This window comes from Streptomyces sp. NPDC029151 (genome assembly GCF_055564315.1).
On record NZ_JBVHWQ010000012.1, the window covers coordinates 129,764 to 155,433 of the forward strand.

Below are 25,670 nucleotides of genomic sequence, written 5' to 3' on the forward strand. Positions count from 1 at the left end.
TGTACCAACGGAGGCAGGCCGGCGTCAGACCGGTGTCGCCACGCTCTCGCCGAGCACGAAATGGGGGTCGACCTGCGCCGCCAGGTCGACCCCGGTGCGCTCGTTGCCCCACGACTCGGCGTTCTTCAGGTGGAAGTGCACCATCTGGCGGGTGTACCGCTCCCAGTCGCGCCGCTCATGGGTGGCGTCGACGGCGGCCCGAAGCGTCTGAAGGGCGCGGGAGTTGGCCTCTTCCAGGAGGTCGAACCGGGGCGGGCGGCCCTTCTCCATGGCGCGCACCCAGTCGGAGCGCCCGACGGTCACGAGCAGGTCGTCGCCGACCTCCGCGCGCAGGAAGTCGACGTCGTCCGGCTCCTGGATCTTGTTGCCGACGACCTGCAGGGCCACGCCGAAGTCGCGGGCGTACTCCTTGTACTGGCGGTAGACGGAGACCCCCTTCCGGGTCGGCTCGGCGACGAGGAACGTCATGTCGAAGCGGGTGAACAAGCCGGAGGCGAAGGAGTCCGAGCCGGCGGTCATGTCGACCACCACGTACTCGTCGGGGCCGTCGACGAGGTGGTTCAGGAACAGCTCCACCGCTCCGGTCTTGGAGTGGTAGCAGGCGACCCCCAGGTCGGCGTCCGTGAAGGAGCCCGTGACCATCAAACGGACGGCACCGCCGTCGAGTTCCACCGGACGTGCGCAGGCGTCGTAGACCGGGTTGGGCTCGCGCACACTCACCAGCCGCGAGCCCTCGCCGGGCGGCGTGGTCTTGATCATCGTCGCGGCCGAGGCGATGCGCGGGTTGCTGCCGCGCAGGTACTCCTTGATCAGCGGGAGCTGTCCGCCCATCGCGGGCAGCGCCGCGGCCTCCTCCTCGCCGAGGCCGAGCGCGGGACCGAGGTGCTGGTTGATGTCCGCGTCGATGGCGACCACCGGGGCACCGGCGGCTGCCAGATGGCGGATGAAGAGGGACGAGAGCGTGGTCTTGCCGCTGCCGCCCTTCCCGACGAAAGCAATTTTCATGTTCACCAAGCGTAGTGGCTCCCTTGCTCTGCGTGTCAGGGGGCGTGAAGAAGACCACTCCTTCGTGGGGTCGGCCGGTGGGGTGCGTAGTGTCGTACTCATGAGTACGACAGGCGCGACCGCCGACCCTCTCTCGGCCCTGGGTTCGCTGCCCGGCGTGGCCGAGTCCGTTGAGTCCGTGCGCAAGGCCGTGGACCGGGTCTACGGGCACCGGATCATGCGGCGCCGCAGCAATGCGATCACCTCCGAGGCCGCCCTGCGCGGCGCCCGCGGTTCGGCGGCGCTGTCCGGCGCGGACTGGGCCCTGGAGGAAGTGCGTCGGCGCACCGACTTCGGTGCCGACCCCGAGGCCCGCGTCGTGGGTGCGGCCCTGCGGCTCAGCGCCGAGGCGGGGCAGCTGCTGTCCATCTGGCGCCAGTCGCCGCTGCGGGTGCTGGCCCGGCTGCACCTGGTGGCCGCCGCGAGCGGTGACGACCAGGTGGGCAGGCCGCGCCAGGCCGGCGAGCCGGTGGACGAACCGTTGGTCGAGCTGCCGTTGCCGCAGGCCGGAGAGGTGTCAGGCCGACTGGAGGGGCTGGCGGACCTCATCATCGCCGGTACGTCCGCGCCCGCGCTGGTGACGGCCGCCGTGGTCCACGGTGAGCTCCTCGCGCTGCGTCCCTTCACGTCCCACAACGGCCTCGTCGCGCGCGCGGCCGAGCGGATCGTGCTGATCGGCAGCGGCCTGGACCCGAAGGCGATCTGCCCGGCCGAGGCCGGCCACGCCGAACTGGGCCGCGCCGCCTACCTGGCGGCGTTGGACGGGTACGTCTCCGGCACGCCCGAGGGCATGGCCGCCTGGATCGCCCACTGCGGCCGGGCGGTGGAGCTGGGCGTACGGGAGTCGACCGCGGTGTGCGAGGCGCTGCAGCGCGGCGCGGCCTGAGGAGGCGTCCGGAGGGCAGGGAGGCCCGGGCTCCGGGAAAAGGGTTGCGGCGGTACGAATGCTCGTACCGCCGCTGGCATGCTCACCGGGTTACCAAGCGTCCTCGATATGCGCCCATCAGGCCGGGATGCTTTGCCCGTCACCTGGTGCGGCTGGCCCGTAATCGACGGGTCGACGTCGCGTGGGTGCCCGGTGTTCATGCGGGGTCCGTGGGGCCAAGTGCGTAGTGGTAGGGGATCCTCGCGGATGTCCTTTGGTCTCGCGGGCCTACGTTCTTTGTACCGCGAGCCGGGAGGAAGTGGAACCCCAGCCCACACTTCTTTACTTTTAGGTTCAAACGACGTGAAAACGGGCCCGCTCAGGCGGTGCCGCGGCGACGGCTGGCGTACCAGACGAGGCCGGCGGTCGCCGCCGCCGCTCCCACGGCCGCCGCCGCGACCAGGGCCGGGCGCGGCGGGACGGAGAACGCGGGGAGCCGCTTCTTGAGCGGGACGGGGCGACGGAAGGCCAGGACCGGCCACCCGCGCGCGAGTGCCTCGCGGCGCAGTGCACGGTCCGGGTTCACCGCGTGCGGGTGCCCGACCGCCTGGAGCATCGGCAGGTCCGTCGCCGAGTCGCTGTAGGCGTAGCACCGGTCGAGGTCGTAGCCCTCGGACGCGGCCAGCTCCCTGATGGCCTCGGCCTTGGTCGGGCCGTAGGCGTAGTACTCCACCTCCCCGGTGAAGCAGCCGTCCTCGCCGACGACCATGCGGGTGGCGACCACCCGGTCGGCGCCCAGCAGCTCGCCGATCGGCTCGACCACCTCCGCGCCCGAGGTGGACACGATGACCACGTCCCGCCCGGCCGCGTGGTGCTCCTCGATGAGGGAGGCGGCCTCGTCGTAGATGATCGGGTCGATCAGCTCGTGCAGGGTCTCGGCGACGATCTCCCGCACCTGCTGGACGTTCCAGCCGCGGCACAGCGCGGAGAGGTACTCGCGCATCCGCTCCATCTGATCGTGGTCCAGGCCGCCGACGAGGAACACGAACTGGGCGTATGCGGTGCGCAGAGCGGCCCTGCGGTTGATCAGCCCGCCTTGGTAGAAGGACTTGCTGAAGGTGAGGGTGCTCGACTTCGCAATGACCGTCTTGTCCAGGTCAAAGAAGGCCGCTGCGCGAGGCAAGGAGTGGTTTTCCACGCCCTTGAGCATAGGCGCCCACCATTCGGCGTAAGGTGTGGCGCGTGGGTTTGCCTGAGAGGGCTCTCGGGTACACCATGGAAGTCACGGATCGTTCGCGACCGTGCTAACCCGGCCCGACTCCTCCCCCCCCGAGTCGGCCGTGGGGACGACCCCCGCTCTCCCCCCCGGCGGGGGTCGTCGCATGTCCGGATGCGTTTTCCGCTCCTCCCCCCTCTTTCCGCGGTCCTACGGCCGGCAGTGCGCCGCCGTGGCCGCGCCTCCTGCATGTCCGTGATCCGCTACGCAGAGTAATTGTCGGACTGCTCTGTGGAAGTCGCACACGGACCGTACTGGGATCACCGGTATGGGTGACGGAGATATTCACAGGGGCCGGGGTTGTCCACAGTTTTCCACCAAGATCCACATTATTTCGCGGATCACCGCACCGTGATTCCAGCGCACTCCCGCCGCGGCGAGTTCATGGCCGGTTCCGATTGCCGGAGTGCGTATGGCCGGTTCCTGTCGGCCGTTCATATGGAGGCCGCTTGCCGGTTCTCCACACCTTGGGGAATCGCGTGGCCGCGGGGGCTGCGCGGCCCGCGCAGTGAAGGGGGAACAGCCATGACCGGAACCGTCACCCACGACCCGCCGCCCGGCTCGGCGGAGCGGCCCGGACGACCGCTCATCGTCACCGAGGACGCCGTACTCCTGGACGATCTGCTGCGCCTGTGCGCCGCGGCGGGCGCCACGCCCGAGGTTCACCATGGCGTACCGGAATCCGGCGACGGCTGGGCGGCCGCCCCGCTGGTACTCGTCGGCGACGACGCCGCCCGCCGGGCGCGCGGGGCCGCCCGCCGCCCCGGTGTGGTGCTGGTGGGCCGTGACCAGGACGACTCGGGGGTGTGGAAACGAGCCGTCGAGATCGGCGCCGACCACGTCCTGATGCTCCCCGACGGCGAGGCGTGGCTGGTCGACCGGATCGCCGACGTCGCCGAGGGCATCGGCCGCCCCGCACTCACCGTCGGGGTGATCGGCGGCCGGGGCGGCGCCGGCGCGTCCACGCTCGCGTGCGCGCTCGCCGTCACCTCCGCGCGCGAGGGACTGCGCACCCTCCTCGTGGACGCCGATCCGCTCGGTGGCGGACTCGACGTACTCCTCGGCGGCGAGAGTGCCGAGGGGCTGCGCTGGCCCGCCTTCGCCGCCTCCCGAGGCCGGGTCGGCGGCGGCGCCCTGGAGGAGTCGCTGCCCGAACTGCACTCCCTGCGCCTGCTCAGCTGGGACCGCGGCGACTGCGTGGCCGTTCCGGCCCCCGCGGTCCGCGCGGTGCTGGCCGCCGCCCGGCGGCGCGGCGGCACGGTCGTGGTCGACCTGCCCCGACGGCTCGACGACGGGGTCGCCGAAGTCCTCGCCCAGCTCGACCTCGCCCTGCTCGTCGTCCCGGCCGAACTGCGTGCGCTCGCCGCCGCGGGCCGCGTCGCCTCCGCCGTCGGCATGGTCGTACGCGATCTGCGGGTGGCGGTCCGCGGACCGTACGCACCCGGTCTGGACGGTCACGAGGTGGCCCGGCTGCTCGATCTGCCGCTGGCCGGGGAGGTGCCCGTCGAACCGGCGCTGCTGCGCCCACGGGGCGGCGCGAAACCCCCGGGAGCGTCCGGGCGCGGTCCGCTCGCCCGCTTCTGCGGGAACTTCTGGGAGCGCGCGCTGGTCGAGGCCGGAGGCATCCGATGACCCTGCCCGGACTCGACCGGGCCGACGGCGCGGCCCTGCTCGACGGCGTCCGCCGCCGGCTCGCCGAGAGCGGTGCCGAACCCACCCCCGCGCGCGTGGCCCAGGCACTGCGCGAACAGGGCCGGGTGCTCGGCGACGCGGAGATCCTCGGCGCGGCCGCACACCTGCGGTCCGAGCTGGTCGGCACCGGCCCCCTGGAGCCACTGCTCGCCGATCCGGACGTGACCGACGTCCTGGTCTCCGCGCCGGACCGGGTGTGGGTGGACCGTGGCGGCGGCCTGGAGCTGACCCCGGTGACCTTCCCCGACGCGGCGGCCGTACGACGTCTCGCGCAGCGGCTGGCCGCCGTCGCCGGACGCCGGCTGGACGACGCCCGCCCCTGGGCGGACGCCCGGCTGCCCGACGGCACCCGGCTGCACGCGGTGCTGCCCCCGGTGGCCGTCGGCTGCACCTGCCTGGCCCTGCGGGTGGTCCGGCCCCGGGCCTTCACGCTGGAGGAACTCGTCGCGGCGGGCACGGTTCCGCCGGGCGGTGACCGGATCCTGCGGGCACTGCTCGCGGCCCGGCTGTCCTTCCTCGTCAGCGGCGGCACCGGATGCGGCAAGACGACCTTGCTGAGCGCCCTGCTGGGGCTCGTCGGGCCGGGGGAGCGGATCGTGCTCGCCGAGGACTCGGCCGAGCTGAGGCCGGACCATCCGCACGTCGTCCGGCTGGAGACCCGACCGGCCAACCAGGAGGGCGCCGGCCTGGTCACCCTGGAGGACCTCGTGCGGCAGGCGCTGCGGATGCGCCCGGACCGGCTGGTCGTCGGCGAGGTGCGCGGGCCGGAGGTCGTGCACCTGCTCGCGGCCCTCAACACCGGCCACGAGGGCGGGTGCTGCACGGTCCACGCCAATGCCGCCGGGGACGTACCCGCCCGGCTGGAGGCGCTGGCAACGGCCGCCGGGCTGGACCGGGCCGCGCTCCACAGCCAGCTGGCGGCCGCCCTCTCGGTGGTGGTGCACCTGGTGCGGGGCCGGTCCGGGCGGCGCCGGATCGCCGAGATCCATGTGCTGGAGCGGGACGCCACCGGGTTGGTGCGGACGGTACCGGCGCTGCGCTGGGGCGAGCGCGCGTTCGCGCGGGAGCGGGGGTGGGAGCGGTTGCGGCACCTGCTGGGCGAGCCGGCGGGGGCCGGGAGCGAGTGAGGTGCGGCGGGGGGCGGTGGTGGGTTCGTGCGCAGGCGGAGCGCGCGGTACGGGCCGGAGGGGGGGCGGGCGGTGAGCGCGGGAGTGGGGCCGCGGTGTGGGCCGGAGCGGAGTGGGTGGAGAGGGCCGGGGCGCAGCCGGCGGTGAGGTTCGGGCGTGAGGTTCTGACGTGACGTTGGGGAGTGAGCGGAGAGGTGACCGAAGTGATCGGTGAGACGTCCATGGGGGCCGCGCTGGTCTGTCTCGGCGCGCTGGTCTGGACGCAGGGCGGACGGCACCAGGGGGTGCGGCGGGCGCGGCTGTTGATGGCCGGCGGTGGGGTGGTGGCGACCGGGCCTCCCGCCTGGGAGCAGGTCCTCGCGGGACTGCGGCTGCGGTGCGGCAGGTGGGGAGCCGAGTGGTGGGCGCTCCTCGCCGGACTGGTGGTCGCCCTGCTGGGCGCCTCGGTGATCCCGGCCGTCGCGGGGGCGGCCGGTGTGCCGGTGCTCCGCCGGGTACGGCTGGCGCGGACGGCCCGGCTGGCCCGCCGGCGGCGGGCGGACGCGGTGATCGCCCTGTGCGGGGCGCTCGCCGGGGAGGTGCGGGCGGGACGGCAGCCCGGGGAGGCGTTGCTGTGGGCCGCGCGGGACTCCGGCGGACTCGGTGACACGCAGGCCGCCGTGGTGGCGGCGGCCCGGTTCGGCGGAGACGTGCCCGGTGCGCTCGCCGCGGCGGCACGTCAGCCGGGCGCCGAGGGCCTGCTCGGACTCGCCGCCTGCTGGCGGGTGGCCGTGGACCGGGGCGCGGGACTCGCCGCCGGCCTGGACCGGCTGGAGGGGGCCCTGCGTGCCGAGCGCGACCAGCGGGCCGACCTGCGTGCGCAGTTGTCGGGTGCCCGCGCCACCACGGTCCTGCTCGCCGCACTGCCCACCCTCGGCCTGCTCCTCGGCACGGCCCTGGGCGGGGACCCGCTGCGGGTCCTCCTGCACACCGGAGCCGGCCTCGGCTGCCTGACGGCGGGGGCGGTGTTCGAGACGGCCGGGATGTGGTGGGCGGTGCGGATCGTGCGGCGGGCGGAGGCGGTGTGAGGCAGCGAAGTGGGTGCCGAGGCGGTGCGAGCGAGGTGATGGGGATGAGCAGAGCAGGGCGGGTGTCCGAACGGCGGGGAAGGGAGCGAACGGCATGAGCGGGGAGGTCGTCCACAGGCTGGGGATGACGGCGGCCGTGATGCTGGCCCTCGGTTGGGGTGCCGGGCGACTGGAGTCGGCGCGGCGGCGACGGCGGACGCGGCGCCGGGTGGCGGAGCTGTTGGGGCTCGAAGTACCCACGGCCGTAAAGCCCCTGGTGATCCCGGATGTGGTGCGACGGAGGCTGCCTCCGGTCGCCGCGGGGTGCGGCGTGTGGGTGTTGATCGGCGGCGTCACCGGGGTCGTGCTGGGGCTGGGCGTCGGTGTCGTGCTCGCACGCCGGCGGGTCCGGCAGGCCTCGTCGGCCGGCCGGGAAGGGGAGATCGACACCGCCGAGGCCACGCGCCGACTCCCGCTCGCCGCGGATCTCCTGGCCGCCTGCATCACCGCCGGTGCCGGCCCCGTGATCGCCGCCCAGGCCGTCGGGGAAGCCCTCGGCGGACCCGTCGGGCAGGCGCTGGCGCGGGGCGCGGCGGAGGTCCGGCTCGGTGGTGAACCGGCGGACGCCTGGCGGAACTTGGCCGCGCTGCCCGGTGCGGGTCCGCTGGCGCGGCTGCTGGAGCGGGCCGGCGAGTCAGGGCTGCCCGCTGCCGGCCCGGTCACCCGTCTCGCGTTGGACGCGCGCGCGGAGTGGGCGCGTACGGCGACGGTACGGGCGCGCCGCGCGGCGGTGCTGATCTCCGCACCGGTCGGCCTCTGCTTCCTGCCCGCGTTCATCGCGGTCGGGGTGCTGCCCGTCGTGATCGGACTGGCGGGCGGGCTGATGGAGGGGAGGTGAGACGGCGGGAGCGGACGTGGGCGTGCGGAGGGATACAGGGCGAGTGCCGAAGAAATCGACAACAGACGAGAACCTCACGGGGGTTGGAATGTTCAGCAAGATCAGGAAAGCGGCGGTCCGGTTGCTCGGGGCGGGTCGGCAGGACGCCGGAATGGTGACGTCCGAGTACGCCATGGGAATCATCGCGGCCGTCGCGTTCGCGCTGGTGCTCTACAAGGTCGTTCACAGCGGCCAGGTACAGGCGGAGTTGCAGGCGATCGTGAAGCGGGCCCTCGGTGCGCGGATGTGAGCGAGGGGGAGACCGCGGGTTCGTGACCGCGGAGGCGGCCATGGTGCTGTCCGTGCTGGTGGCGTTCACGATGGCGCTGGTCTGGATCCTGCTCGTGGCGGCGGCAGAGATCAAGTGCGTGGACGCGGCCCGCGCGGGCGCCCGGGCCGCCGCCCGTCAGGATCCGGCCGACGTGGTGGTCACGGTGACCCGGGGAGCGGCACCGCGGGGAGCACGGGTGACCGTCGCCCGGGAGGGCGACCGGGTCCGGGTGACGGTGGTGGCCAGGCCGCCACTGCTGAACGGACTGCCGTTCGAGCTACGGGAGGAGGCTGTGGCGCTGGCCGAGGAGTCGGTGGCGGAAGTGGGGACCGGGGACGGTGCTGAGGGGCCGGGAGGGGTGCGTGAGGGTGTGGGAGGGGTGCGCGAGGGTGCGGGACCGGGTTCCTGAGGGACCGGAGCGGAAGGACCTGGACCGGGGATCCGCCACCGTGTGGAGTCTCGGGCTGATCGCTGTGCTGTGCGTGGTGTTCGGCGCCGTGCTCGCTGTCGGACAGGCCGTCGTCGTACGGCACCGGGCGGCCGGCGGTGCCGACCTGGCAGCGCTCGCGGCGGCGGACCACTGGGCCGAGGGCGGCACGGCGGCCTGCGCCCGGGCCGGGCGGCTGGCGGCGGCCCAGGGGGTGCGGTTGGTGCGGTGCGCGGTCGAGGGCGACACCTCGGACGTGACGGCGGCCGCGGGGCGGGGGCCGTTCGCGGCTCAGGTCAGGGCGAGAGCGGGTCCGGCGGGGCCGGTATCGCCTGGCGGGCCCGACGGGACCAGGTTCGTGCCACCGGCCGCCGTACCCGCGCCGCCCGCGGGTCCCGCTCCGGGAGGCGATGAGCGACCCGGGCCGTGAGGAGGCTCCCCACCCGGTGGTGCCATGACGACGGTGCCACACCGGCGGTGGCACACCGGCGGTGGCACCCCGACGGTGCCGACCCGGCGGCGCCGCCATCCATCCCCCTCGCCTGCCCAGGCGCCTGCGCATCCCTTCCTCGCCGTCCCGCCTCAGCCGACCCCCTCTGGATCCCTCGCCGGCTTCTCCTCCGGCGCCCCTCGCAGCAGTGTCGTGAGGAGTCGTACAGCGCCCCGCTTGTGCAGGGGGTCGTTGCCGTTGCCGCACTTGGGGGACTGGATGCAGGACGGGCAGCCGGAGTCGCACTCGCAGGAGGCGATGGCCTCGCGGGTGGCGGTGAGCCAGCCGCGGGCGGTGTGGAAGGCGCGCTCGGCGAAGCCCGCACCGCCGGGGTGGCCGTCGTAGACGAAGACCGTGGGCAGGAGGGTGTCGGGGTGCAGCGGGACCGAGACGCCGCCGATGTCCCAGCGGTCGCAGGTCGCGAAGAGGGGCAGCATGCCGATGGAGGCGTGCTCGGCGGCGTGCAGGGAGCCGCCGAGGATCTCCGGGGTGATCCGGGCCTCGTCCAGCTGGTCCTCGGTGACCGTCCACCACACCGCGCGGGTGCGCAGCGTACGAGGAGGGAGGTCGAGTTTCGTCTCGCCCAGCACCTCGCCGGTGATCAGGCGTCTTCGGAGGTAGGAGACCACCTGGTTGGTGACCTCGACGGAGCCGTAGCACAGGCGGCCGGAGCCCCAGGGGATCTCGGTGTCGGTGTCCAGGACGGAGATCGCCGTGGTGTCGCGGGCGACCGTCGAGTAGGGCGGGTCGGCCTGTTCGACCAGGGCGACGGAGTCCTCCAGGTCCAGGGCGCGCACCAGGTAGGTGCGGCCCTGGTGCAGGTGGACGGCGCCCTCGTGGACCGCGGAGTGCGCGGAGCCCGCGTCGACGGTGCCGAGCAGGCGGCCCGTGCCGGCCTCGACGACCTGCACCGGACGGCCGCCGGCGCCGCGGATGTCGGTGAGGTCGGCGGCCCGCTCCCGGCGGGTCCAGTGCCAGGCCTTCGTGCGGCGGCGGAGCAGCTTCGCGGCCTCCAGCTGCGGCAGCACGTCCGCGCAGGTGGGACCGAAGAGGTCCAGGTCCTCCTCGGTCAGCGGCAGCTCCGCGGCCGCCGCGCACAGGTGCGGGGCGAGGACGTAGGGGTTGTCGGGGTCGAGGACGGTCGATTCCACCGGTTGGGCGAACAGGGCCTCGGGATGATGGACGAGGAAGGTGTCCAGCGGGTCGTCACGGGCGACGAGGACCGCGAGGGCGCCCTGCCCGGAGCGGCCCGCGCGGCCCGCCTGCTGCCACAGGGAGGCGCGTGTGCCCGGGTAGCCGGCGATGACCACCGCGTCCAGGCCCGAGACGTCCACGCCCAGCTCCAGGGCCGTCGTGGCGGCGAGGCCGAGGAGTTCACCGGAGTGCAGGGCGCGTTCCAGGGCGCGGCGCTCCTCCGGGAGGTAGCCGCCGCGGTAGGCCGCGACACGCCGGGCCAGTGAGGGGTCCACCTCGGCGAGTCTCTCCTGGGCGATCACCGAGATGAGTTCGGCGCCGCGCCGGGAGCGGATGAAGGCGACCGAGCGCACGCCCTGCACGGTGAGGTCGGTCAGCAGGTCGGCGGTCTCGGCGGTGGCGGTACGCCGTACGGGTGCACCCTTCTCGCCCTGCAGTTCGGTGAGCGGGGGCTCCCAGAGGGCGAAGACCAGTTCGCCGCGCGGGGAGGCGTCGTCGGCGACCTCCACGACCGGCAGGCCGGTCAGCCGGCGGGCGGCGACCGCGGGTTCGGCGGCGGTCGCCGAGGCCAGCAGGAATACGGGGGAGGAGCCGTAGCGGGCGCAGAGGCGGCGTAGCCGGCGCAGCACCTGGGCGACGTGGGAGCCGAAGACGCCGCGGTAGGTGTGGCACTCGTCGATGACGACGTAGCGGAGGGACTTCAGGAAGGAGGACCAGCGCGGGTGGGAGGGGAGTATCCCGCGGTGCAGCATGTCGGGGTTGGTGAGGACGTAGTTGGCGTACTGGCGGATCCACTCCCGTTCCTCGAACGGAGTGTCGCCGTCGTACACGGCTGGGCGTACCGAGGTGCCGAGAGTTTGTGAAAGTTCCTTCACCGATCGGCGCTGGTCCGCCGCGAGCGCCTTGGTGGGGGCCAGGTAGAGGGCGGTGGCGCCGCGGCCGTTCGGGGCCTCGGCACCGTCCAGGAGGGTGGACAGGACGGGCATCAGATAGGCGAGGGACTTGCCGGAGGCGGTGCCGGTGGCGACGACCACCGAGTCGCCGTCCAGGGCGTGCTCCGCGGCCAGCGCCTGGTGCGCCCAGGGGTGCTCGATGCCGCAGGCCTGCACGGCCGCGATCACCTCGGACCGAATCCGGTGAGGCCACAGGGCATGGCGACCCGCCCGCGGGGGCAAGTGCTCCGTATGAGTGATGCGCGCAGCCCGGCTCGGCCCGGAGGCGAGCCGGTCCAGGACCGTGCCCGGAGACGGGCGGGACGCCGCGTGGGCCTGGGGTCGATCGGATCGGTGATTCTTGGCCATTGGCACCGAGTGTGTCACTGGAGTGACGGACAATGGAGTCAAGGCGTCGTGCACGCCCGTCCGTAAGTGATTGAATGCCATCGCGGCTGGCGAAGCGTCCCGGGGGCCGTAAGCCGAGTGCCCTAGGGCGACCGCTCGATAGCAAGGTGCTGGAGGATCCGTGGACCTGTCCCTGTCGACCCGTACCGTCGGCGATCGTACGGTCGTCGAGGTCGGTGGCGAAATCGACGTATATACCGCGCCCAAGCTGCGCGAGCAGCTGGTCGAGCTGGTGAACGACGGGAATTTCCACCTCGTCGTCGACATGGAGGGCGTGGACTTCCTCGACTCCACCGGGCTCGGCGTTCTGGTCGGCGGCCTGAAGAGGGTGCGTGCCCATGAGGGCTCGCTGCGCCTGGTCTGCAACCAGGAGCGCATTCTCAAGATCTTCCGCATCACCGGCCTCACCAAGGTGTTCCCGATCCACACCACGGTCGAGGAAGCGGTGGCGGCCACCGACTGATCGGCCACCGACCGATCCCGGACCGGTCGCCGGCGTCGGGCCCCTGCCAGGGGCCGGGCGTCGGCCGGTCCCGTCCTGGGCCGGTGCCGACGCGCCGGTCCGGGGTACAGATGTACACCAGGGGGTGCGGGCGCTCGGCGACCCCGCCCCCGACCGCACGCCCGTAGTCGCGAGGGGGATGCATGGCCACCGTCGAACTCCGATTCAGCGCGCTGCCCGAGCACGTTCGTACCGCCCGGTTGGTGGCGGCAGCGGTGGCGCGCAGGGCCGGAGTGGACGAGGCCGTCCTGGACGAGGTGCGGCTCGCCGTGGGCGAGGCCTGCTCCCGTGCCGTCGGACTGCACCAGATCAGCGGCGTCACGGCACCGGTGAAGGTGGCGTTGATCGAAGACGAGAAACAGTTCTCCATCGAGGTCGGCGACGAGGCCCCGCATGCCACGCCGGGCGGCGACACGCCCGGCGCGCAGGACGGAGACGCGGACGTCGAGGAGGACGAGATGGGCCTCGCGGTCATCAGCGGCCTCGTTGACGACGTGGAGGTCACCACCGGGCAGGGCGGCGGTCTGATCCGCATGACCTGGCCGACCGCACCGCCGGCCACCGCACTCGCCTGACCCCCCAGCACGACCCGACAGGGGCCCTGCCTGAGCAGGGCCCCTGTCGCGTTCCCGGCGGCCTGTTTTCCAGCCTCTTCTCAATTCGTGAAGGAATTCACGATCAAAACCCCGATAATTTGATCAAGCACCCATCTGATCGTCAACGGTTTTGAGGCATTACTTCTTTCGGGTTCGCTGTCCGTGCATGCAGGCCAATTCCGTTTACCGTCCCCTGTTTAGATCACTCACGGGTACCTACAATCCGTCCACATCTTGAGCTCAGCCCAAGCGTCAAGGAGGACGAATGGCGGGGCTTTCTACCCCAGAGCAGTTGGGTCACCCCTCATCCCTCGCAGCCGCGGTACTGACCGACGACAATCGGATCATCGTGGCCGTCATCGCGGCCGTCGCCCTGGCCGCTCTGGTGGTCGCGGGGATCCTGGTGCGCCAGGTACTGGCGGCGGGCGAGGGAACCGACAGCATGAAACGGATCGCCGAGGCGGTCCAGGAAGGCGCCAAGGCGTATCTCGCACGGCAGCTGCGCACGCTCGGCGTATTCGCCGTCGTGGTCTTCTTCCTGCTCATGCTGCTGCCCGCGGACGACTGGAATCAGCGAGCCGGCCGCTCGGTGTTCTTCCTGATCGGCGCGGTGTTCTCGGCGACCACCGGCTATATCGGCATGTGGCTCGCCGTGCGCAGCAATGTGCGGGTCGCCGCGGCGGCCAGGGAGGCAACTCCGGCGGAAGGCGAACCGGAAAAGGATCTCACCACCGTCTCGCACACCGCGATGAAGATCGCATTTCGCACCGGCGGCGTCGTCGGCATGTTCACGGTGGGGCTCGGCCTGCTGGGCGCCTCGTGCGTGGTGCTGGTGTACGCCGCGGACGCCCCGAAGGTGCTGGAGGGCTTCGGCCTCGGCGCCGCCCTGATCGCGATGTTCATGCGCGTGGGCGGCGGCATCTTCACCAAGGCCGCCGACGTCGGCGCCGACCTGGTCGGCAAGGTCGAACAGGGCATTCCGGAGGACGACCCGCGCAATGCCGCGACCATCGCCGACAACGTGGGCGACAACGTCGGCGACTGCGCGGGCATGGCGGCCGACCTCTTCGAGTCGTACGCCGTGACCCTGGTGGCCGCGCTGATCCTCGGCAAGGCCGCCTTCGGCGATTCGGGGCTGGCCTTCCCGTTGCTGGTGCCCGCCATCGGCGTGATCACGGCGATGATCGGCATCTTCGCGGTCGCCCCGCGCCGCGCCGACCGCAGCGGCATGAGCGCGATCAACCGCGGCTTCTTCATCTCCGCGGTGATCTCGCTGGCACTGGTCGCGGTCGCGGTCTTCGTCTACCTCCCGTCGACGTACGCCGACCTCGACGGCGTCACCGACGCGGCGATCAAGGGCAAGGACGGCGACCCGCGTCTCCTCGCGCTGGTCGCGGTGGCCATCGGCATCCTGCTCGCCGCCGTCATCCAGCAGCTGACCGGCTACTTCACCGAGACCAACCGCCGCCCCGTGCGGGACATCGGCAAGACCTCCCTCACCGGCCCCGCCACCGTCGTCCTCTCCGGCATCTCGGTGGGCCTGGAGTCGGCCGTCTACACCGCGCTGCTGATCGGGCTCGGCGTGTACGGCGCGTTCCTGCTCGGCGGTACGTCGATCATGCTGGCGCTGTTCGCGGTCGCCCTGGCCGGCACCGGACTGCTCACCACGGTCGGGGTGATCGTCGCCATGGACACCTTCGGGCCGGTCTCGGACAACGCCCAGGGCATCGCCGAGATGTCCGGCGACGTCCAGGGCGCGGGCGCGCAGGTGCTCACCAACCTGGACGCGGTCGGCAACACCACCAAGGCCATCACCAAGGGCATCGCCATCGCCACCGCCGTCCTCGCCGCGTCGGCGCTGTTCGGGTCGTACCGCGACGCGATCACCACCAACGTGCACGACGTCGGCGCGAAGCTGACCGGTCCGGGCGCGCCGCTCAGCCTGTCGCTGGACATCTCGCAGCCCAACAACCTCGTCGGCCTGGTCGCGGGCGCCGCGGTCGTCTTCCTCTTCTCCGGACTGGCCATCAACGCGGTGTCGCGTTCGGCGGGTTCGGTGGTCTTCGAGGTGCGGCGGCAGTTCCGCGAGAAGCCCGGGATCATGGACTTCACCGAGAAGCCCGAGTACGGCAAGGTCGTCGACATCTGCACCAAGGACGCCCTGCGGGAGCTGGCCACGCCCGGTCTGCTCGCCGTCATGGCCCCGATCTTCATCGGGTTCACGCTCGGCGTCGGCGCGCTCGGCTCCTACCTCGCCGGGGCGATCGGCGCGGGCACGCTGATGGCGGTGTTCCTCGCCAACTCCGGCGGCGCCTGGGACAACGCCAAGAAGCTGGTCGAGGACGGTCACCACGGTGGCAAGGGCAGCGAGGCCCACGCGGCCACGGTGATCGGCGACACGGTCGGCGACCCCTTCAAGGACACCGCCGGGCCCGCGATCAACCCGCTGCTGAAGGTCATGAACCTGGTCTCGCTGCTCATCGCACCCGCGGTGATCAAGTTCTCCTACGGGAACGACAAGAACCTCGGCGTGCGGATCGGGATCGCGGTCCTCGCGCTCCTGGTGATCGTCGTGTCCGTGTACGTCTCCAAGCGGCGCGGGATCGCCGTCGGCGACGACGAGAGCGCTGAGCGGGTCGCCAAGTCACCGGGCGCCGCGGTGGTTTCGTAGCCGCGGTCGAGTAGGCCTGGCCAACGGGCGGGCGGGTGGCGCGTACTGACGCGCCGCCCGCCCGCTCCGTGTGTGCCCGCACCGTCCGGGACCGGTGTCGCGGGCCGGCGGCGCGCACCGGTGTCGTGAGCCTTGTCTCCCGTGGTGCGAATAGTCACAAAAGCCGACTTACGACACCTTCGGCTGGGGGAGCGGGTGCGTTCGCCGTGTAGATTCCGGGGGCCGAGAGCCATGGAAGGGACCGATCCGGTGAACAAGAAGCTCGCGGCCGCACTGTCCGGCGGTGCGGTACTGGTAATGGCGGTGTCGGGATGCGGCAGCAGCGGTGAGAAGGGGCCCGACCCCAAGCTGGTGTCCTGGGCCAAGACGGTGTGCGACGCGGTGCCCGGCCCCAACGCCAAGATCCGCTCGGCCAACGCCCAGATAGCGGCCATCGCCACGGACAGCAACCTCCCGCCCAAGAACGCGCAGAAGACGTACGCCGCCGCCTTCCAGGACATGGCCGACGGCTACAAGGCGCTCGCGGACGCCCTCGACACCGCTGGCGCGCCCCCCGGCGTCGACGGCGGCGCCAAGCTGCAGAAGGACGCGGCCAAGAACCTCGCCGGTCTGGCCACGTCGTACGCCGACCTGAAGAAGAAGGTCGACGGGCTCGACACCAAGGACCAGGGGAAGTTCGCCCGTGGTCTCAAGGAGGTCGCCGCCCAGTCGAAGGAGATCGGCAAGCAGAGCGACAGCGGCACGCAGGCGCTGAAGCGGCTGGAGCAGGAGGACGTCAAGAAGGCCATGGCCAAGCAGCCCAGCTGCAAGGTCGCCGCCTCCTCGTCCGCTTCCGCGCCGGCACCGGCGACCTCGGGCTGACGTCGGAGGACGCCGCGCGCGCAGTCGGCCCCGGGCAGCCGCCCCGGGCCACAATGGGGACGTGACTGACTCCGGACTCGCTCCCCTGCCCGCTTCCGACCGGCCCGACATCGCCGCGCGTCTGAGGGACGCGCTGCTCGCCGCCTCCTTCACCGCCGACGGGCTGCTCGACCTGCTCGGCGCCGCCGCCTACGCGGCGCTGGCCCGCAGCGAGACCGTGCCCGCGCTCCGGGTGACCCGCGGCGACACGCCGCTGGAGACGCTCGTACGGCTGTTCCTGCTGCAGCAGCCGGTGCCGCACGCGCGCGTGGCGGCCGTACTGCCGGTCGAGGAGGCCGTGGAGGCCGGCTGGCTCGCGCGCGTGGGCGGCGACGAGGTGGCCGCCACCGTGGACGTACGGCCCTACGGCGGTCCCGGCGGCGAGGACTGGTTCATCGTCTCCGACCTCGGCTGCGCGGTCGGCGGGGCCGGCGGCATCGGGCAGCGCGCGGAGGGCGTCGTGCTGGGCGTCGGCGGCGCCTCGACGACCCTCGCCGGCATCACCGTCCGCACACCCGTCGCCTCCGCACTCGACCTCGGCACCGGTTCCGGCATCCAGGCCCTGCACGCCGCCCAGCACGCCACGCGCGTGACGGCGACCGACCTCAACCCGCGCGCGCTGCACATCACGGCGCTCACGCTGGCGCTCTCCGGCGCGCCCGCCGCCGACCTGCGCGAGGGCTCGCTGTTCGCACCGGTCCGGGACGACGAGACGTTCGACCTGATCGTCTCCAACCCGCCGTTCGTGATCTCCCCGCGCGCCCGGCTGACGTACCGGGACGGCGGCATGGGCGGGGACGATCTGTGCCGCTCGCTCGTTCAGGAGGCGGGGGAACGGCTGAACGAGGGCGGGTTCGCGCAGTTCCTCGCGAACTGGCAGCACGTGGCAGGGGAGGACTGGCAGGACAGGCTCAGGTCATGGGTGCCGCGCGGGTGCGATGCCTGGATCGTGCAGCGCGAGGTGCAGGACGTCACCCAGTACGTCGAGCTGTGGCTGAGGGACGCCGGGGACCACCGCGGGGACCCGGCGGAGTACCAGGCGCGGTACGACGCCTGGCTCGACGAGTTCGAGGCGCGCAAGGTCAAGGCGGTCGGCTTCGGCTGGATCACCCTGCGCAGGACCGGGTCCGCCGAACCCGTGGTCACCGTGGAGGAGTGGCCGCACCCGGTGGAGCAGCCGCTCGGGGAGACGATCCGGGCGCACTTCGACCGGCTCGACTACCTGCGGACGCACGACGACGCGGCGCTGTTGGACAGCCACTTCAAGCTCGCCCCCGAGGTGGTCCAGGAGCAGGTCGGGCTGCCCGGCGCCGAGGACCCGGAGCATGTGGTGCTGCGCCAGCACCGCGGGATGCGCCGGGCGACGAAGGTGGACACGGTCGGGGCCGGGTTCGCCGGCGTGTGCGACGGCACGCTGAGCGCGGGCCGCATCCTGGACGCCATCGCGCAGCTCGTCGGCGAGGACCCCGTGCTGCTCCGCGACCGCACGCCCGCGCAGATCAGGCTGCTGGTGGAGCAGGGCTTCCTGGAGCCGGTGCGCTGAGCGGGGCGCGGGGGCGGGAGCCCCGCGGGGACCGGGGCACCTCTGCGGGGAGCGGCGCAGCCCCGCCGGGGACCGGCGCTGCTCCGGTGCCGTAGCCGGGGCGCTGCTCACTGTCGCCTGTTTCGCGTGCTCGGTTCGTCCCCGGGGCGCCGCTCCGCCGGCGTCCCCCGGGTGCTCCCCCGATGTCACGTGCCCGGGGGAGCCCGTGTGCCGTCGTAGGCGCGGCGCGCTCGTCTTCCGAGCGGGCGCCGGCGTCGTCGTATGCCGGGGGCATAGGACCGGAGACGGGGCCTGCTGTGGCCGGCACCGGGCCCCTTTCGCAAAACGGCCGGAAAAATATGTGCGCCGTGCCTCGCACGCCCCCGTTCGACCGAACGTTCGAATAGGTGTCGGCCGTCCGTTCACTCCGAAGTCGCCTGCCCGTCTCCCGCGCGTGCCACCCTCCCGGCGCTGGGCGGAGCCGGTGGCAGAGAAGGGGCGGGCGGGCGATGGAGAGTGGTCCGGCGATCTTCGCGGGAGTGGTGTTCGCCCTGTTCGGGGGCGGTCTGCTGGCCTGGACCGGCACCCGCCTCAGGCGCCGGGAACCGGTCGCCCTCGGTGTGAGTCGCGTCGCATCGGCCGTGTCCGCGAGCGCGGCCGGAACGCTGGCGCTGGCCCTCGGTGTGTACTGCCTGACCCGGCTCTGAGACCGGTCGGCGCCATGTCCGCGCGGTAAGGGGAGCGTCACGCTCCGGACAGGGGTGCAGGGTTGGCGTGGCAGTCCGGGCGGCAGGAATGGCGGTAGTCGGGTTACCGTTCGAGTGGCCGTTGTGGGCTTTTCCCGTTTGACACGGGGGCGGGATGTAGCGTCACACTCCGCAGCGTCACACGAGCCAGTAGTACGCCGCGACCCCGGGACGAAGGCCTGGGGAGGCCCCAGCGTCGACCGGAGAGAAGAGCGAAGTTGTCCCCGACCAGCGAGACCGCACAGGGCGGTCGCCGACTCGTCATCGTCGAGTCGCCTGCCAAGGCGAAGACGATCAAGGGCTACCTCGGCCCCGGCTACATCGTCGAGGCGAGCGTCGGGCACATCCGCGACCTTCCCAACGGCGCCGCGGAGGTGCCCGAGAAGTACACCGGTGAGGTGCGTCGCCTCGGTGTGGACGTCGACCATGACTTCCAGCCGATCTATGTGGTCAACGCCGACAAGAAGGCCCAGGTCAAGAAGCTCAAGGACCTCCTGAAGGAGTCCGACGAGCTCTTCCTCGCCACCGATGAGGACCGGGAGGGCGAGGCGATCGCCTGGCACCTCCAGGAGGTCCTCAAGCCGAAGATCCCGGTCAAGCGCATGGTGTTCCACGAGATCACCAAGGACGCGATCCGCGCGGCCGTCGCCAACCCGCGCCAGCTCAACCAGAAGCTGGTCGACGCCCAGGAGACCCGCCGCATCCTCGACCGCCTCTACGGCTACGAGGTCTCCCCGGTGCTGTGGAAGAAGGTCATGCCCCGGCTGTCGGCCGGCCGCGTGCAGTCCGTCGCCACACGACTCGTCGTGGAGCGGGAACGCGAGCGCATGGCTTTTCGTTCCGCTGAGTACTGGGACCTGACGGGCACCTTCGCGACCGGCCGCGCCGGAGACCCGTCGGACCCGTCGTCGCTGGTCGCCCGCCTGCAGACCGTCGACGGCAGGCGGGTCGCGCAGGGCCGCGACTTCGACTCCCTCGGACAACTCAAGAGCGCGAACACCCTCCACCTCGACGAGGCGACCGCCCGCTCCCTCGCCGCCGCCCTGGAGAACACCCGCTTCTCCGTGCGGTCCGTCGAGTCCAAGCCGTACCGCCGCTCGCCGTACGCCCCGTTCCGTACGACGACGCTGCAGCAGGAGGCCAGCCGCAAGCTCGGCTTCGGCGCGAAGGCGACCATGCAGGTCGCCCAGAAGCTGTACGAGAACGGCTACATCACGTACATGCGTACGGACTCCACGACCCTGAGCGACACCGCGGTCTCCGCGGCCCGCGCCCAGGTCACGCAGCTGTACGGCGCCGACTACCTGCCGCCGCAGCCGCGCACCTACGCCGCCAAGGTCAAGAACGCGCAGGAGGCCCACGAGGCGATCCGCCCCTCGGGCGATCGTTTCCGCACGCCCGCGGAGACCGGCCTGACCGGCGACCAGTTCAAGCTGTACGAGCTGATCTGGAAGCGGACCGTCGCCTCCCAGATGAAGGACGCGACCGGCAACAGCGTGACGGTGAAGATCGGCGGCACGGCGGCCGACGGCCGCGACGCCGAGTTCAGCGCCTCCGGCAAGACGATCACCTTCCACGGCTTCCTGAAGGCCTACGTCGAGGGTGCCGACGACCCGAACGCCGAGCTGGACGACCGTGAGCGCCGGCTGCCCCAGGTCACCGAGGGCGACGCGCTGTCCGCCGAGGAGATCACCGTCGACGGCCACGCCACCAAGCCCCCGGCCCGCTACACCGAGGCCAGCCTGGTCAAGGAGCTGGAAGAGCGCGAGATCGGCCGCCCGTCGACCTACGCGTCGATCATCGGCACGATCCTGGACCGCGGCTACGTCTTCAAGAAGGGCACGGCCCTCGTGCCGTCCTTCCTGTCCTTCGCCGTGGTCAACCTCCTGGAGAAGCACTTCGGGCGGCTCGTCGACTACGACTTCACCGCCAAGATGGAGGACGACCTCGACCGCATCGCCGCGGGCGAGGCCCAGGCCGTGCCGTGGCTGAAGCGGTTCTACTTCGGCGAGGGCCACGACGGCGTCGGCAGCGCCGCCGAGGCGGGCAACGGCGACGGGGACCACCTCGGCGGTCTCAAGGAGCTGGTGACCGACCTGGGCGCGATCGACGCGCGCGAGGTGTCCTCGTTCCCGGTCGGAAACGACATCGTGCTGCGGGTCGGCCGCTACGGCCCGTACATCGAGCGCGGCGAGAAGGACACCGAGCAGCACCAGCGCGCCGACATCCCGGCCGACCTGGCGCCGGACGAGCTGACCGTCGAACTGGCCGAGGAGCTGCTGGCCAAGCCCAGCGGTGACTTCGAGCTGGGCGCCGACCCGGCCACCGGCCACACGATCGTCGCCAAGGACGGCCGCTACGGCCCGTACGTCACGGAGATCCTCCCCGAGGGCACCCCGAAGACCGGCAAGAACGCGGTCAAGCCGCGGACGGCCTCGCTCTTCAAGTCGATGTCACTCGACACGGTGACGCTCGACGACGCGCTGAAACTGATGTCGCTGCCGCGGGTCGTCGGCACCGACGCCGACGGCGTGGAGATCACCGCGCAGAACGGCCGGTACGGCCCCTATCTGAAGAAGGGCACGGACTCGCGCTCGCTGCAGTCCGAGGACCAGCTCTTCACGATCACGCTGGAGGAGGCGCAGGCGATCTACGCCCAGCCGAAGCAGCGTGGCCGGGCCGCCGCCAAGCCGCCGCTGAAGGAGCTGGGCGAGGACCCGGTCTCCGGCAAGCCGGTCGTGGTCAAGGACGGCCGCTTCGGCCCGTACGTCACCGACGGCGAGACGAACGCGACCCTCCGCTCCGGCGACAGTGTCGAAACGATCACTCCGGAGCGCGGTTTCGAGCTGCTCGCCGAGAAGCGGGCGAAGGCTCCGGCCAAGAAGACCGCGAAGAAGGCGGCGGCGAAGAAGACCGCCCCGGCGAAGAAGACGGCCGCCAAGAAGACGGCCGCGAAGAAGACGACGACCGCTGCCGCGAAGAAGACGACGGCGAAGAAGACCACCGCCAAGAAGGCGACGGCTTCCAAGACGGCGGCTTCCGACGCGGAGGACTGACGGAGGAACCCGCGCCGGGGACCTGACATGGGTCCCGGCGCGGGGCCCGAAGGCGGGGACGGCGCGGGGGACTGATGGCAGGGCCCGATGAACGCCCCCGTCCTCGCGGGGCCGCGGACTTCGCCACCGAGCCGCTGAGGCGTTCCCGCCGAGCCGCTGAGGTGTTCCCGCCGAGCCGCTGAGGTGTTCCCGCCGAGCGGCTGAGGCGTTCCCACCGGGCCGCTCGCCCTCCTCCCACACGGGCCGCGCGCCCTCCCACCGAGTCGTGAGGCCTTCCCGGCGGGCTGCCGACCGCCACCAGCCCGCCGGTCTCCTCGCGAGCTCGGTGGGTGTCCTTCCGGGTTCGCCGAGCGAGCGGGCCGGCGTCGTCCGGCGCAGGGGCGGGCGGACGGCCGGACACGCGAGGTGTGGTGTCAGCGGCTGCGGATAGGCTGAACGCATGACGCGAGCCGAGCAGCCAACGGCCCACACCACAGCACCGGACGACGCCCTGGTCGCGGACTCCCGCGAGCGCGCCGTCCGCTCCCTGCTGCGCCGACCGCAGTTGAGGCGCCTGTGGAGCGCGCAGCTGGTGAGCGGTGTCGGCGACACCCTGTCCCTCCTCGTGCTGGTCCTCCTGGTCCTCCAGGCGGCCATAGCGGAAGGGGCCTTCGGCGGTGGATACCGGGGCGTGGCGTTCGCAGTGGCGATCGTCTTCGCGGCGCGCATCCTCGCCGCGTTGCTCTTCGGCGCCGTCCTCCTCGGCCCGCTGACCTCGCTCACCGCCCAGGAGGGCCCGCTCGACCGCCGCTGGACCATGGTCGGCGCCGACGGCGTGCGCGCCGCCCTGCTGATCGTCGCGCCCCTGTGGATCGACTGGACGCAGCACAACGCGCTCGCCTTCCTGCTGGTCACCGCCTTCGTCACCGGCGTCGCCGAGCGGCTGTGGACCGTGTGCCGGGAGAGTGCCGCCCCCGCCCTGCTGCCGGGGCCGCCCCCGGAGGGCGCGACGGTACGACCCCTGCCGGACCACCTGGACGCGCTGCGCCGCCTGTCGCTGCGGACGACCTTCCTGGCGGTGCCGCTGGCGGCCGCCGCCCTGGTCGTCGCCGCCCTGCTGAACAACCTGCTGGGCACGGGCATGGCCTGGTTCGACCAGCACCAGGCGGCCCTCGGCTCGTATGTGGCGGCGGGCCTCTTCGCCGCCTCGCTGTCCGTGCTGACCTACCTGGAACTGCCCGACACGCGCACCCCGCGCGCGCGGTCCCCCCTGGAGGGCCTGCGCCGTCCGCGTACCGGAACCGGCGTTGACAAGGGCCGTACGGGCGCCATCCCGCTGCTCGTCCCGGCCTGTGCCGGAGTCGCCGGCGCGATCGCCGCGGCCGTCTCGGTGTGCGTGCTGCACGCCAAGGACCTCGGCGGCGGACCGGTGCTCTACGGCCTGCTGGTGCTGGGCCTGACCGGCGGTGTCGCCGTCGGTGTCCGTACCGCCCCCGCGCTGCTGCCCTCGCTCTCCCGCCGCCGCCTCCTGGCCCTGGCGATCGCCGTCACCGGCATCGCGCTGCTGGCCGCCGGGCTGGTCCCGGACGTCACCACGGTCCTGCTGATCGTCACGCTGGCCGGTGCCGCCGCGGGCGTGGCCGCCAACACCGGGCACACGCTGCTCGACCAGGAGACCGAGGACTACCGCCGGGCGCGCACCACCGAGCACCTGCACGCGGTGGTCCGCGTCTTCATAGCGCTCGGTGCCCTGGTCGCGCCCCTGGTCGCCGCGCTGATCGGCCCGCACCGGCTGGAGAACGGCCGGTTCGTCTTCGCGCACGGCGGTGCCGCCTTCACCCTCATGCTGGTCGGCGCGCTGCTGCTGCCGGTGGCCGCGCTGGTGCTCGCCAAGGTCGACGACCGTTCCGGCGTACCGCTGCGCCAGGACCTCAAGGACGCCCTGCTCGGCGGCGACGACCCGGTCACCGCCCCGGCGGCCACCGGCTTCTTCATCGCCCTGGAGGGCGGCGACGGCGCCGGCAAGTCCACCCAGGCCGAGGCCCTCGCCGAGTGGATCCGCGGCAAGGGACACGAGGTCGTGCTCACCCGCGAGCCCGGCGCCACCCCGGTGGGCAAGCGGCTCCGCTCGATCCTGCTGGACGTCTCCTCGGCGGGCCTGTCGCACCGCGCGGAGGCGCTGCTGTACGCCGCCGACCGCGCCGAGCACGTCGACACGGTCGTACGTCCCGCCCTGGAGCGCGGGGCCGTGGTGATCTCCGACCGGTACATCGACTCCTCCGTCGCCTACCAGGGCGCCGGGCGCGACCTGTCCCCGACCGAGATCGCCCGCATCAACCGCTGGGCCACCAACGGGCTCGTCCCGCACCTCACCGTCCTGCTGGACGTCTCCCCGGAGACCGCGCGCGAGCGGTTCACCGAGGCGCCGGACCGGCTGGAGTCGGAGCCGGCCGAGTTCCACGCGCGCGTGCGGGCCGGTTTCCTGACGCTCGCCGCCTCCGACCCGGGCCGCTACCTGGTCGTGGACGCCGGGCAGGAGCCCGAGGCCGTCACCACCGTGATCCGGCACCGCCTGGACACCGTGCTGCCCCTCTCCGAGGCCGAGATCAAGGCCCAGGAGGAAGCCCGCAGGAAGGCCGAGGAGGAGGCCCGCCGCAAGGCCGAGGAAGAGGCCGCCCGCAAGGCCGAGGAGGAGCGCCTGGAGCGTGAGCGCCAGGAGCAGCTCGCCAAGCTGCGCGCCGAGGAGGAGGAGCGCAAGCGCCGCGAGCTGGAGGAGGCGCAGCGGCGCGAGGCCGAACGGCAGGCGGAGGAGGCCCGGCAGCGGGCCGAGGAAGCGCGCCGGCGCGCGGAGGAGGAGCGGCAGCGGCTGCTCGCCGAGGAGAAGGCACGCGCCGAGGAGGAGGCCCGCCGCAGGGCCGAGGAGGAGCGGCGCCGCAGGCAGGCCGAGGAGGAGGCCCGGCTGCGTGCCGAGGAGGAGGCCCGCCAGGCCCGGCTGCGTGCCGAGGAGGAGGCCCGGCGTCTGGAGGCGCAGCGCAAGGCCGAGGAGGCGCTGCTGCGCGCGGAGGAGGCCCGCCGGCAGGCCGCCGCGGCCGCTGCGGCCGCCGACGACGCGGCCCGCAGGCCCAGCGCCCCCCTGCCCAAGGCACCGGTCGTGGTCCCCGACGCGACGACGGTCCCCACACCGGTGGTGTCGCCCGGGGCGGCCGCACGCGGCACGGGCACGCGGGGCACGGACGACGACACGACGGTGCTGCGGCCGGTGCGCGAGGAGCGCGGCGGCCCTGCCGAATCCGAGGTGACCGCCGAGCTGCCGCAGCCTCCGGCGCCCTCCGGGGCGGTCGACGAGACCGCCGTACTGCCGCCGGTGCCGCCGGGCGCGGCTGACGAGACGGCCGTACTGCCGCAGGTGTCCGCCGACGAGACGGCCGAGCTGCCCGCGGTGGCCCCGGGCGCGGCCGACGAGACCGCCGTCCTGCCGCCCGTACGGAGCGACATCCCGGCGGACCGGGTACCGCCCGGCTTCTTCCGCGACGAGCGGCCCGCCCCGGGACCCGACGGTTCCGAGCCGCGCACGCGTGAGATGCCCCAGATCGACGCCGACGGCACCCCGCGCGGCCGACCGCGCTCCGACTGGGCCGAGGAGACCCCCCTGGACGACCTGCCCACACTGGCCGACGAGCTGCTGGGCTCGTACGACGAGGGGCAGCACGGCGACCGGCCCGGCGGCGAGGAGCAGGACCGCAACGGCCGCGGACGCGGCCGGGGCCGCCGAGGCTGACCGGTGCGCGCCTTCCGGGTTGCCGCGCGCCGGTGACCCGGAAGGCCGGCCGACCGGTGCTCCAGGGCACCGAAGACGACCGACGGCCCGCCACTGCCCGCGGTGTCCGGGGAGCGCAGGGTCGTCGCCATCTGCTGTCGGTGGCACCCGGGCGCGCGCACGACCGTCGGCTCCGTCACCCCGTCGGTTCCCTGGGCCCGCCCCCCGGCGT

The 25,670-nt window shown here is 72.9% G+C and carries 19 protein-coding genes; 16 read left to right on the forward strand and 3 right to left on the reverse strand.

The window, feature by feature from the left end:
• Window positions 1-24: 24 nt before the first annotated feature.
• On the reverse strand, window positions 25-1,005 hold the full coding sequence (locus ACZ4VF_RS33640) for an ATP-binding protein (protein ID WP_467930761.1): 981 nt from the start codon (window positions 1,003-1,005) through the stop codon (window positions 25-27).
• A 100-nt stretch (window positions 1,006-1,105) separates the two neighbouring features.
• Here ACZ4VF_RS33640 and ACZ4VF_RS33645 point away from each other — a divergent pair, with 100 nt between their 5' ends.
• Window positions 1,106-1,930 (forward strand): Fic family protein, encoded by an 825-nt coding sequence (locus tag ACZ4VF_RS33645; protein ID WP_467930762.1) that lies wholly within the window; start codon window positions 1,106-1,108, stop codon window positions 1,928-1,930.
• Window positions 1,931-2,288: 358 nt separating this feature from the next.
• On the opposite strand, the gene ACZ4VF_RS33650 is transcribed toward ACZ4VF_RS33645, so the two are convergent.
• A complete protein-coding gene (locus ACZ4VF_RS33650; RefSeq protein ID WP_467930763.1) occupies window positions 2,289-3,119 on the reverse strand; it encodes an HAD family hydrolase in 831 nt (276 codons plus the stop codon).
• A gap of 591 nt (window positions 3,120-3,710) precedes the next feature.
• Here ACZ4VF_RS33650 and ssd point away from each other — a divergent pair.
• The 7 genes from ssd to ACZ4VF_RS33685 all read left to right on the forward strand — a co-directional run bounded on the left by ssd (window position 3,711) and on the right by ACZ4VF_RS33685 (window position 9,115).
• On the forward strand, window positions 3,711-4,817 hold the full coding sequence (ssd, locus tag ACZ4VF_RS33655) for a septum site-determining protein Ssd (RefSeq protein WP_467930765.1): 1,107 nt from the start codon (window positions 3,711-3,713) through the stop codon (window positions 4,815-4,817).
• The gene (locus ACZ4VF_RS33660) at window positions 4,814-6,004 is read left to right on the forward strand and encodes a TadA family conjugal transfer-associated ATPase (RefSeq protein WP_467930766.1); all 1,191 of its coding nucleotides are present in this window, start codon (window positions 4,814-4,816) and stop codon (window positions 6,002-6,004) included. Before ssd ends, ACZ4VF_RS33660 begins: the two co-directional genes overlap by 4 nt.
• A gap of 221 nt (window positions 6,005-6,225) precedes the next feature.
• Window positions 6,226-7,071: a type II secretion system F family protein gene (locus ACZ4VF_RS33665; protein ID WP_467930880.1), complete on the forward strand. Its 846-nt coding sequence runs from the start codon at window positions 6,226-6,228 to the stop codon at window positions 7,069-7,071.
• A gap of 94 nt (window positions 7,072-7,165) precedes the next feature.
• Window positions 7,166-7,948: a type II secretion system F family protein gene (locus ACZ4VF_RS33670; protein WP_467930767.1), complete on the forward strand. Its 783-nt coding sequence runs from the start codon at window positions 7,166-7,168 to the stop codon at window positions 7,946-7,948.
• Window positions 7,949-8,036: 88 nt separating this feature from the next.
• Entirely contained in the window at window positions 8,037-8,237 is a 201-nt protein-coding gene (locus ACZ4VF_RS33675) for a DUF4244 domain-containing protein (protein WP_467930768.1), read from the forward strand.
• Between the two features lie 40 nt (window positions 8,238-8,277).
• Window positions 8,278-8,667 carry a TadE family type IV pilus minor pilin gene (locus ACZ4VF_RS33680; RefSeq protein ID WP_467930882.1) on the forward strand — a complete coding sequence of 130 codons (390 nt, stop codon included), beginning with the start codon at window positions 8,278-8,280 and terminating at the stop codon, window positions 8,665-8,667.
• On the forward strand, window positions 8,648-9,115 hold the full coding sequence (locus ACZ4VF_RS33685; protein ID WP_467930770.1) for an Rv3654c family TadE-like protein: 468 nt from the start codon (window positions 8,648-8,650) through the stop codon (window positions 9,113-9,115). Before ACZ4VF_RS33680 ends, ACZ4VF_RS33685 begins: the two co-directional genes overlap by 20 nt.
• Before the next feature lie 152 nt (window positions 9,116-9,267).
• On the opposite strand, the gene ACZ4VF_RS33690 is transcribed toward ACZ4VF_RS33685, so the two are convergent.
• Window positions 9,268-11,751 carry a DEAD/DEAH box helicase gene (locus ACZ4VF_RS33690; RefSeq protein WP_467930771.1) on the reverse strand — a complete coding sequence of 828 codons (2,484 nt, stop codon included), beginning with the start codon at window positions 11,749-11,751 and terminating at the stop codon, window positions 9,268-9,270.
• A 79-nt stretch (window positions 11,752-11,830) separates the two neighbouring features.
• Between ACZ4VF_RS33690 and bldG the strand changes: the two genes are divergently transcribed.
• The 8 genes from bldG (at window position 11,831) to tmk (ending at window position 25,459) form a co-directional block, all read left to right on the forward strand.
• Window positions 11,831-12,172: an anti-sigma factor antagonist BldG gene (gene bldG, locus ACZ4VF_RS33695; protein ID WP_014674042.1), complete on the forward strand. Its 342-nt coding sequence runs from the start codon at window positions 11,831-11,833 to the stop codon at window positions 12,170-12,172.
• A gap of 182 nt (window positions 12,173-12,354) precedes the next feature.
• A complete protein-coding gene (locus ACZ4VF_RS33700) occupies window positions 12,355-12,786 on the forward strand; it encodes an ATP-binding protein (RefSeq protein ID WP_467930772.1) in 432 nt (143 codons plus the stop codon).
• A 286-nt stretch (window positions 12,787-13,072) separates the two neighbouring features.
• On the forward strand, window positions 13,073-15,478 hold the full coding sequence (locus ACZ4VF_RS33705) for a sodium-translocating pyrophosphatase (RefSeq protein WP_467930774.1): 2,406 nt from the start codon (window positions 13,073-13,075) through the stop codon (window positions 15,476-15,478).
• A gap of 231 nt (window positions 15,479-15,709) precedes the next feature.
• Complete coding sequence (locus ACZ4VF_RS33710; RefSeq protein WP_467930775.1) at window positions 15,710-16,339, forward strand: small secreted protein; 630 nt, start codon at window positions 15,710-15,712, stop codon at window positions 16,337-16,339.
• Window positions 16,340-16,400: 61 nt separating this feature from the next.
• Window positions 16,401-17,921 (forward strand): DUF7059 domain-containing protein, encoded by a 1,521-nt coding sequence (locus ACZ4VF_RS33715; RefSeq protein WP_467930776.1) that lies wholly within the window; start codon window positions 16,401-16,403, stop codon window positions 17,919-17,921.
• Window positions 17,922-18,409: 488 nt separating this feature from the next.
• Window positions 18,410-18,607, forward strand: coding sequence for a hypothetical protein (locus ACZ4VF_RS33720; RefSeq protein ID WP_467930777.1), 198 nt, complete (start codon window positions 18,410-18,412; stop codon window positions 18,605-18,607).
• 257 nt (window positions 18,608-18,864) lie between these two features.
• Window positions 18,865-21,702: a type I DNA topoisomerase gene (gene topA / locus ACZ4VF_RS33725; RefSeq protein WP_467930779.1), complete on the forward strand. Its 2,838-nt coding sequence runs from the start codon at window positions 18,865-18,867 to the stop codon at window positions 21,700-21,702.
• 439 nt (window positions 21,703-22,141) lie between these two features.
• A complete protein-coding gene (gene tmk / locus ACZ4VF_RS33730; RefSeq protein ID WP_467930781.1) occupies window positions 22,142-25,459 on the forward strand; it encodes a dTMP kinase in 3,318 nt (1,105 codons plus the stop codon).
• Window positions 25,460-25,670: the final 211 nt, after the last annotated feature.

Coding starts and splice junctions, on each gene's coding strand:
- ACZ4VF_RS33675 (WP_467930768.1), top strand. CDS start 8,037: ATGTTCAGCAAGATCAGGAAAGCGGCGGTCCGGTTGCTCGGGGCGGGT.
- ACZ4VF_RS33720 (WP_467930777.1), top strand. CDS start 18,410: ATGGAGAGTGGTCCGGCGATCTTCGCGGGAGTGGTGTTCGCCCTGTTC.
- ACZ4VF_RS33660 (WP_467930766.1), top strand. CDS start 4,814: ATGACCCTGCCCGGACTCGACCGGGCCGACGGCGCGGCCCTGCTCGAC.
- ACZ4VF_RS33670 (WP_467930767.1), top strand. CDS start 7,166: ATGAGCGGGGAGGTCGTCCACAGGCTGGGGATGACGGCGGCCGTGATG.
- ACZ4VF_RS33640 (WP_467930761.1), bottom strand. CDS start 1,005: ATGAAAATTGCTTTCGTCGGGAAGGGCGGCAGCGGCAAGACCACGCTC.
- ACZ4VF_RS33665 (WP_467930880.1), top strand. CDS start 6,226: ATGGGGGCCGCGCTGGTCTGTCTCGGCGCGCTGGTCTGGACGCAGGGC.
- ACZ4VF_RS33645 (WP_467930762.1), top strand. CDS start 1,106: ATGAGTACGACAGGCGCGACCGCCGACCCTCTCTCGGCCCTGGGTTCG.
- ACZ4VF_RS33690 (WP_467930771.1), bottom strand. CDS start 11,751: ATGGCATTCAATCACTTACGGACGGGCGTGCACGACGCCTTGACTCCA.
- ACZ4VF_RS33705 (WP_467930774.1), top strand. CDS start 13,073: ATGGCGGGGCTTTCTACCCCAGAGCAGTTGGGTCACCCCTCATCCCTC.
- ssd (WP_467930765.1), top strand. CDS start 3,711: ATGACCGGAACCGTCACCCACGACCCGCCGCCCGGCTCGGCGGAGCGG.
- tmk (WP_467930781.1), top strand. CDS start 22,142: ATGACGCGAGCCGAGCAGCCAACGGCCCACACCACAGCACCGGACGAC.
- ACZ4VF_RS33680 (WP_467930882.1), top strand. CDS start 8,278: ATGGTGCTGTCCGTGCTGGTGGCGTTCACGATGGCGCTGGTCTGGATC.
- ACZ4VF_RS33650 (WP_467930763.1), bottom strand. CDS start 3,119: ATGCTCAAGGGCGTGGAAAACCACTCCTTGCCTCGCGCAGCGGCCTTC.
- ACZ4VF_RS33710 (WP_467930775.1), top strand. CDS start 15,710: ATGGAAGGGACCGATCCGGTGAACAAGAAGCTCGCGGCCGCACTGTCC.
- ACZ4VF_RS33700 (WP_467930772.1), top strand. CDS start 12,355: ATGGCCACCGTCGAACTCCGATTCAGCGCGCTGCCCGAGCACGTTCGT.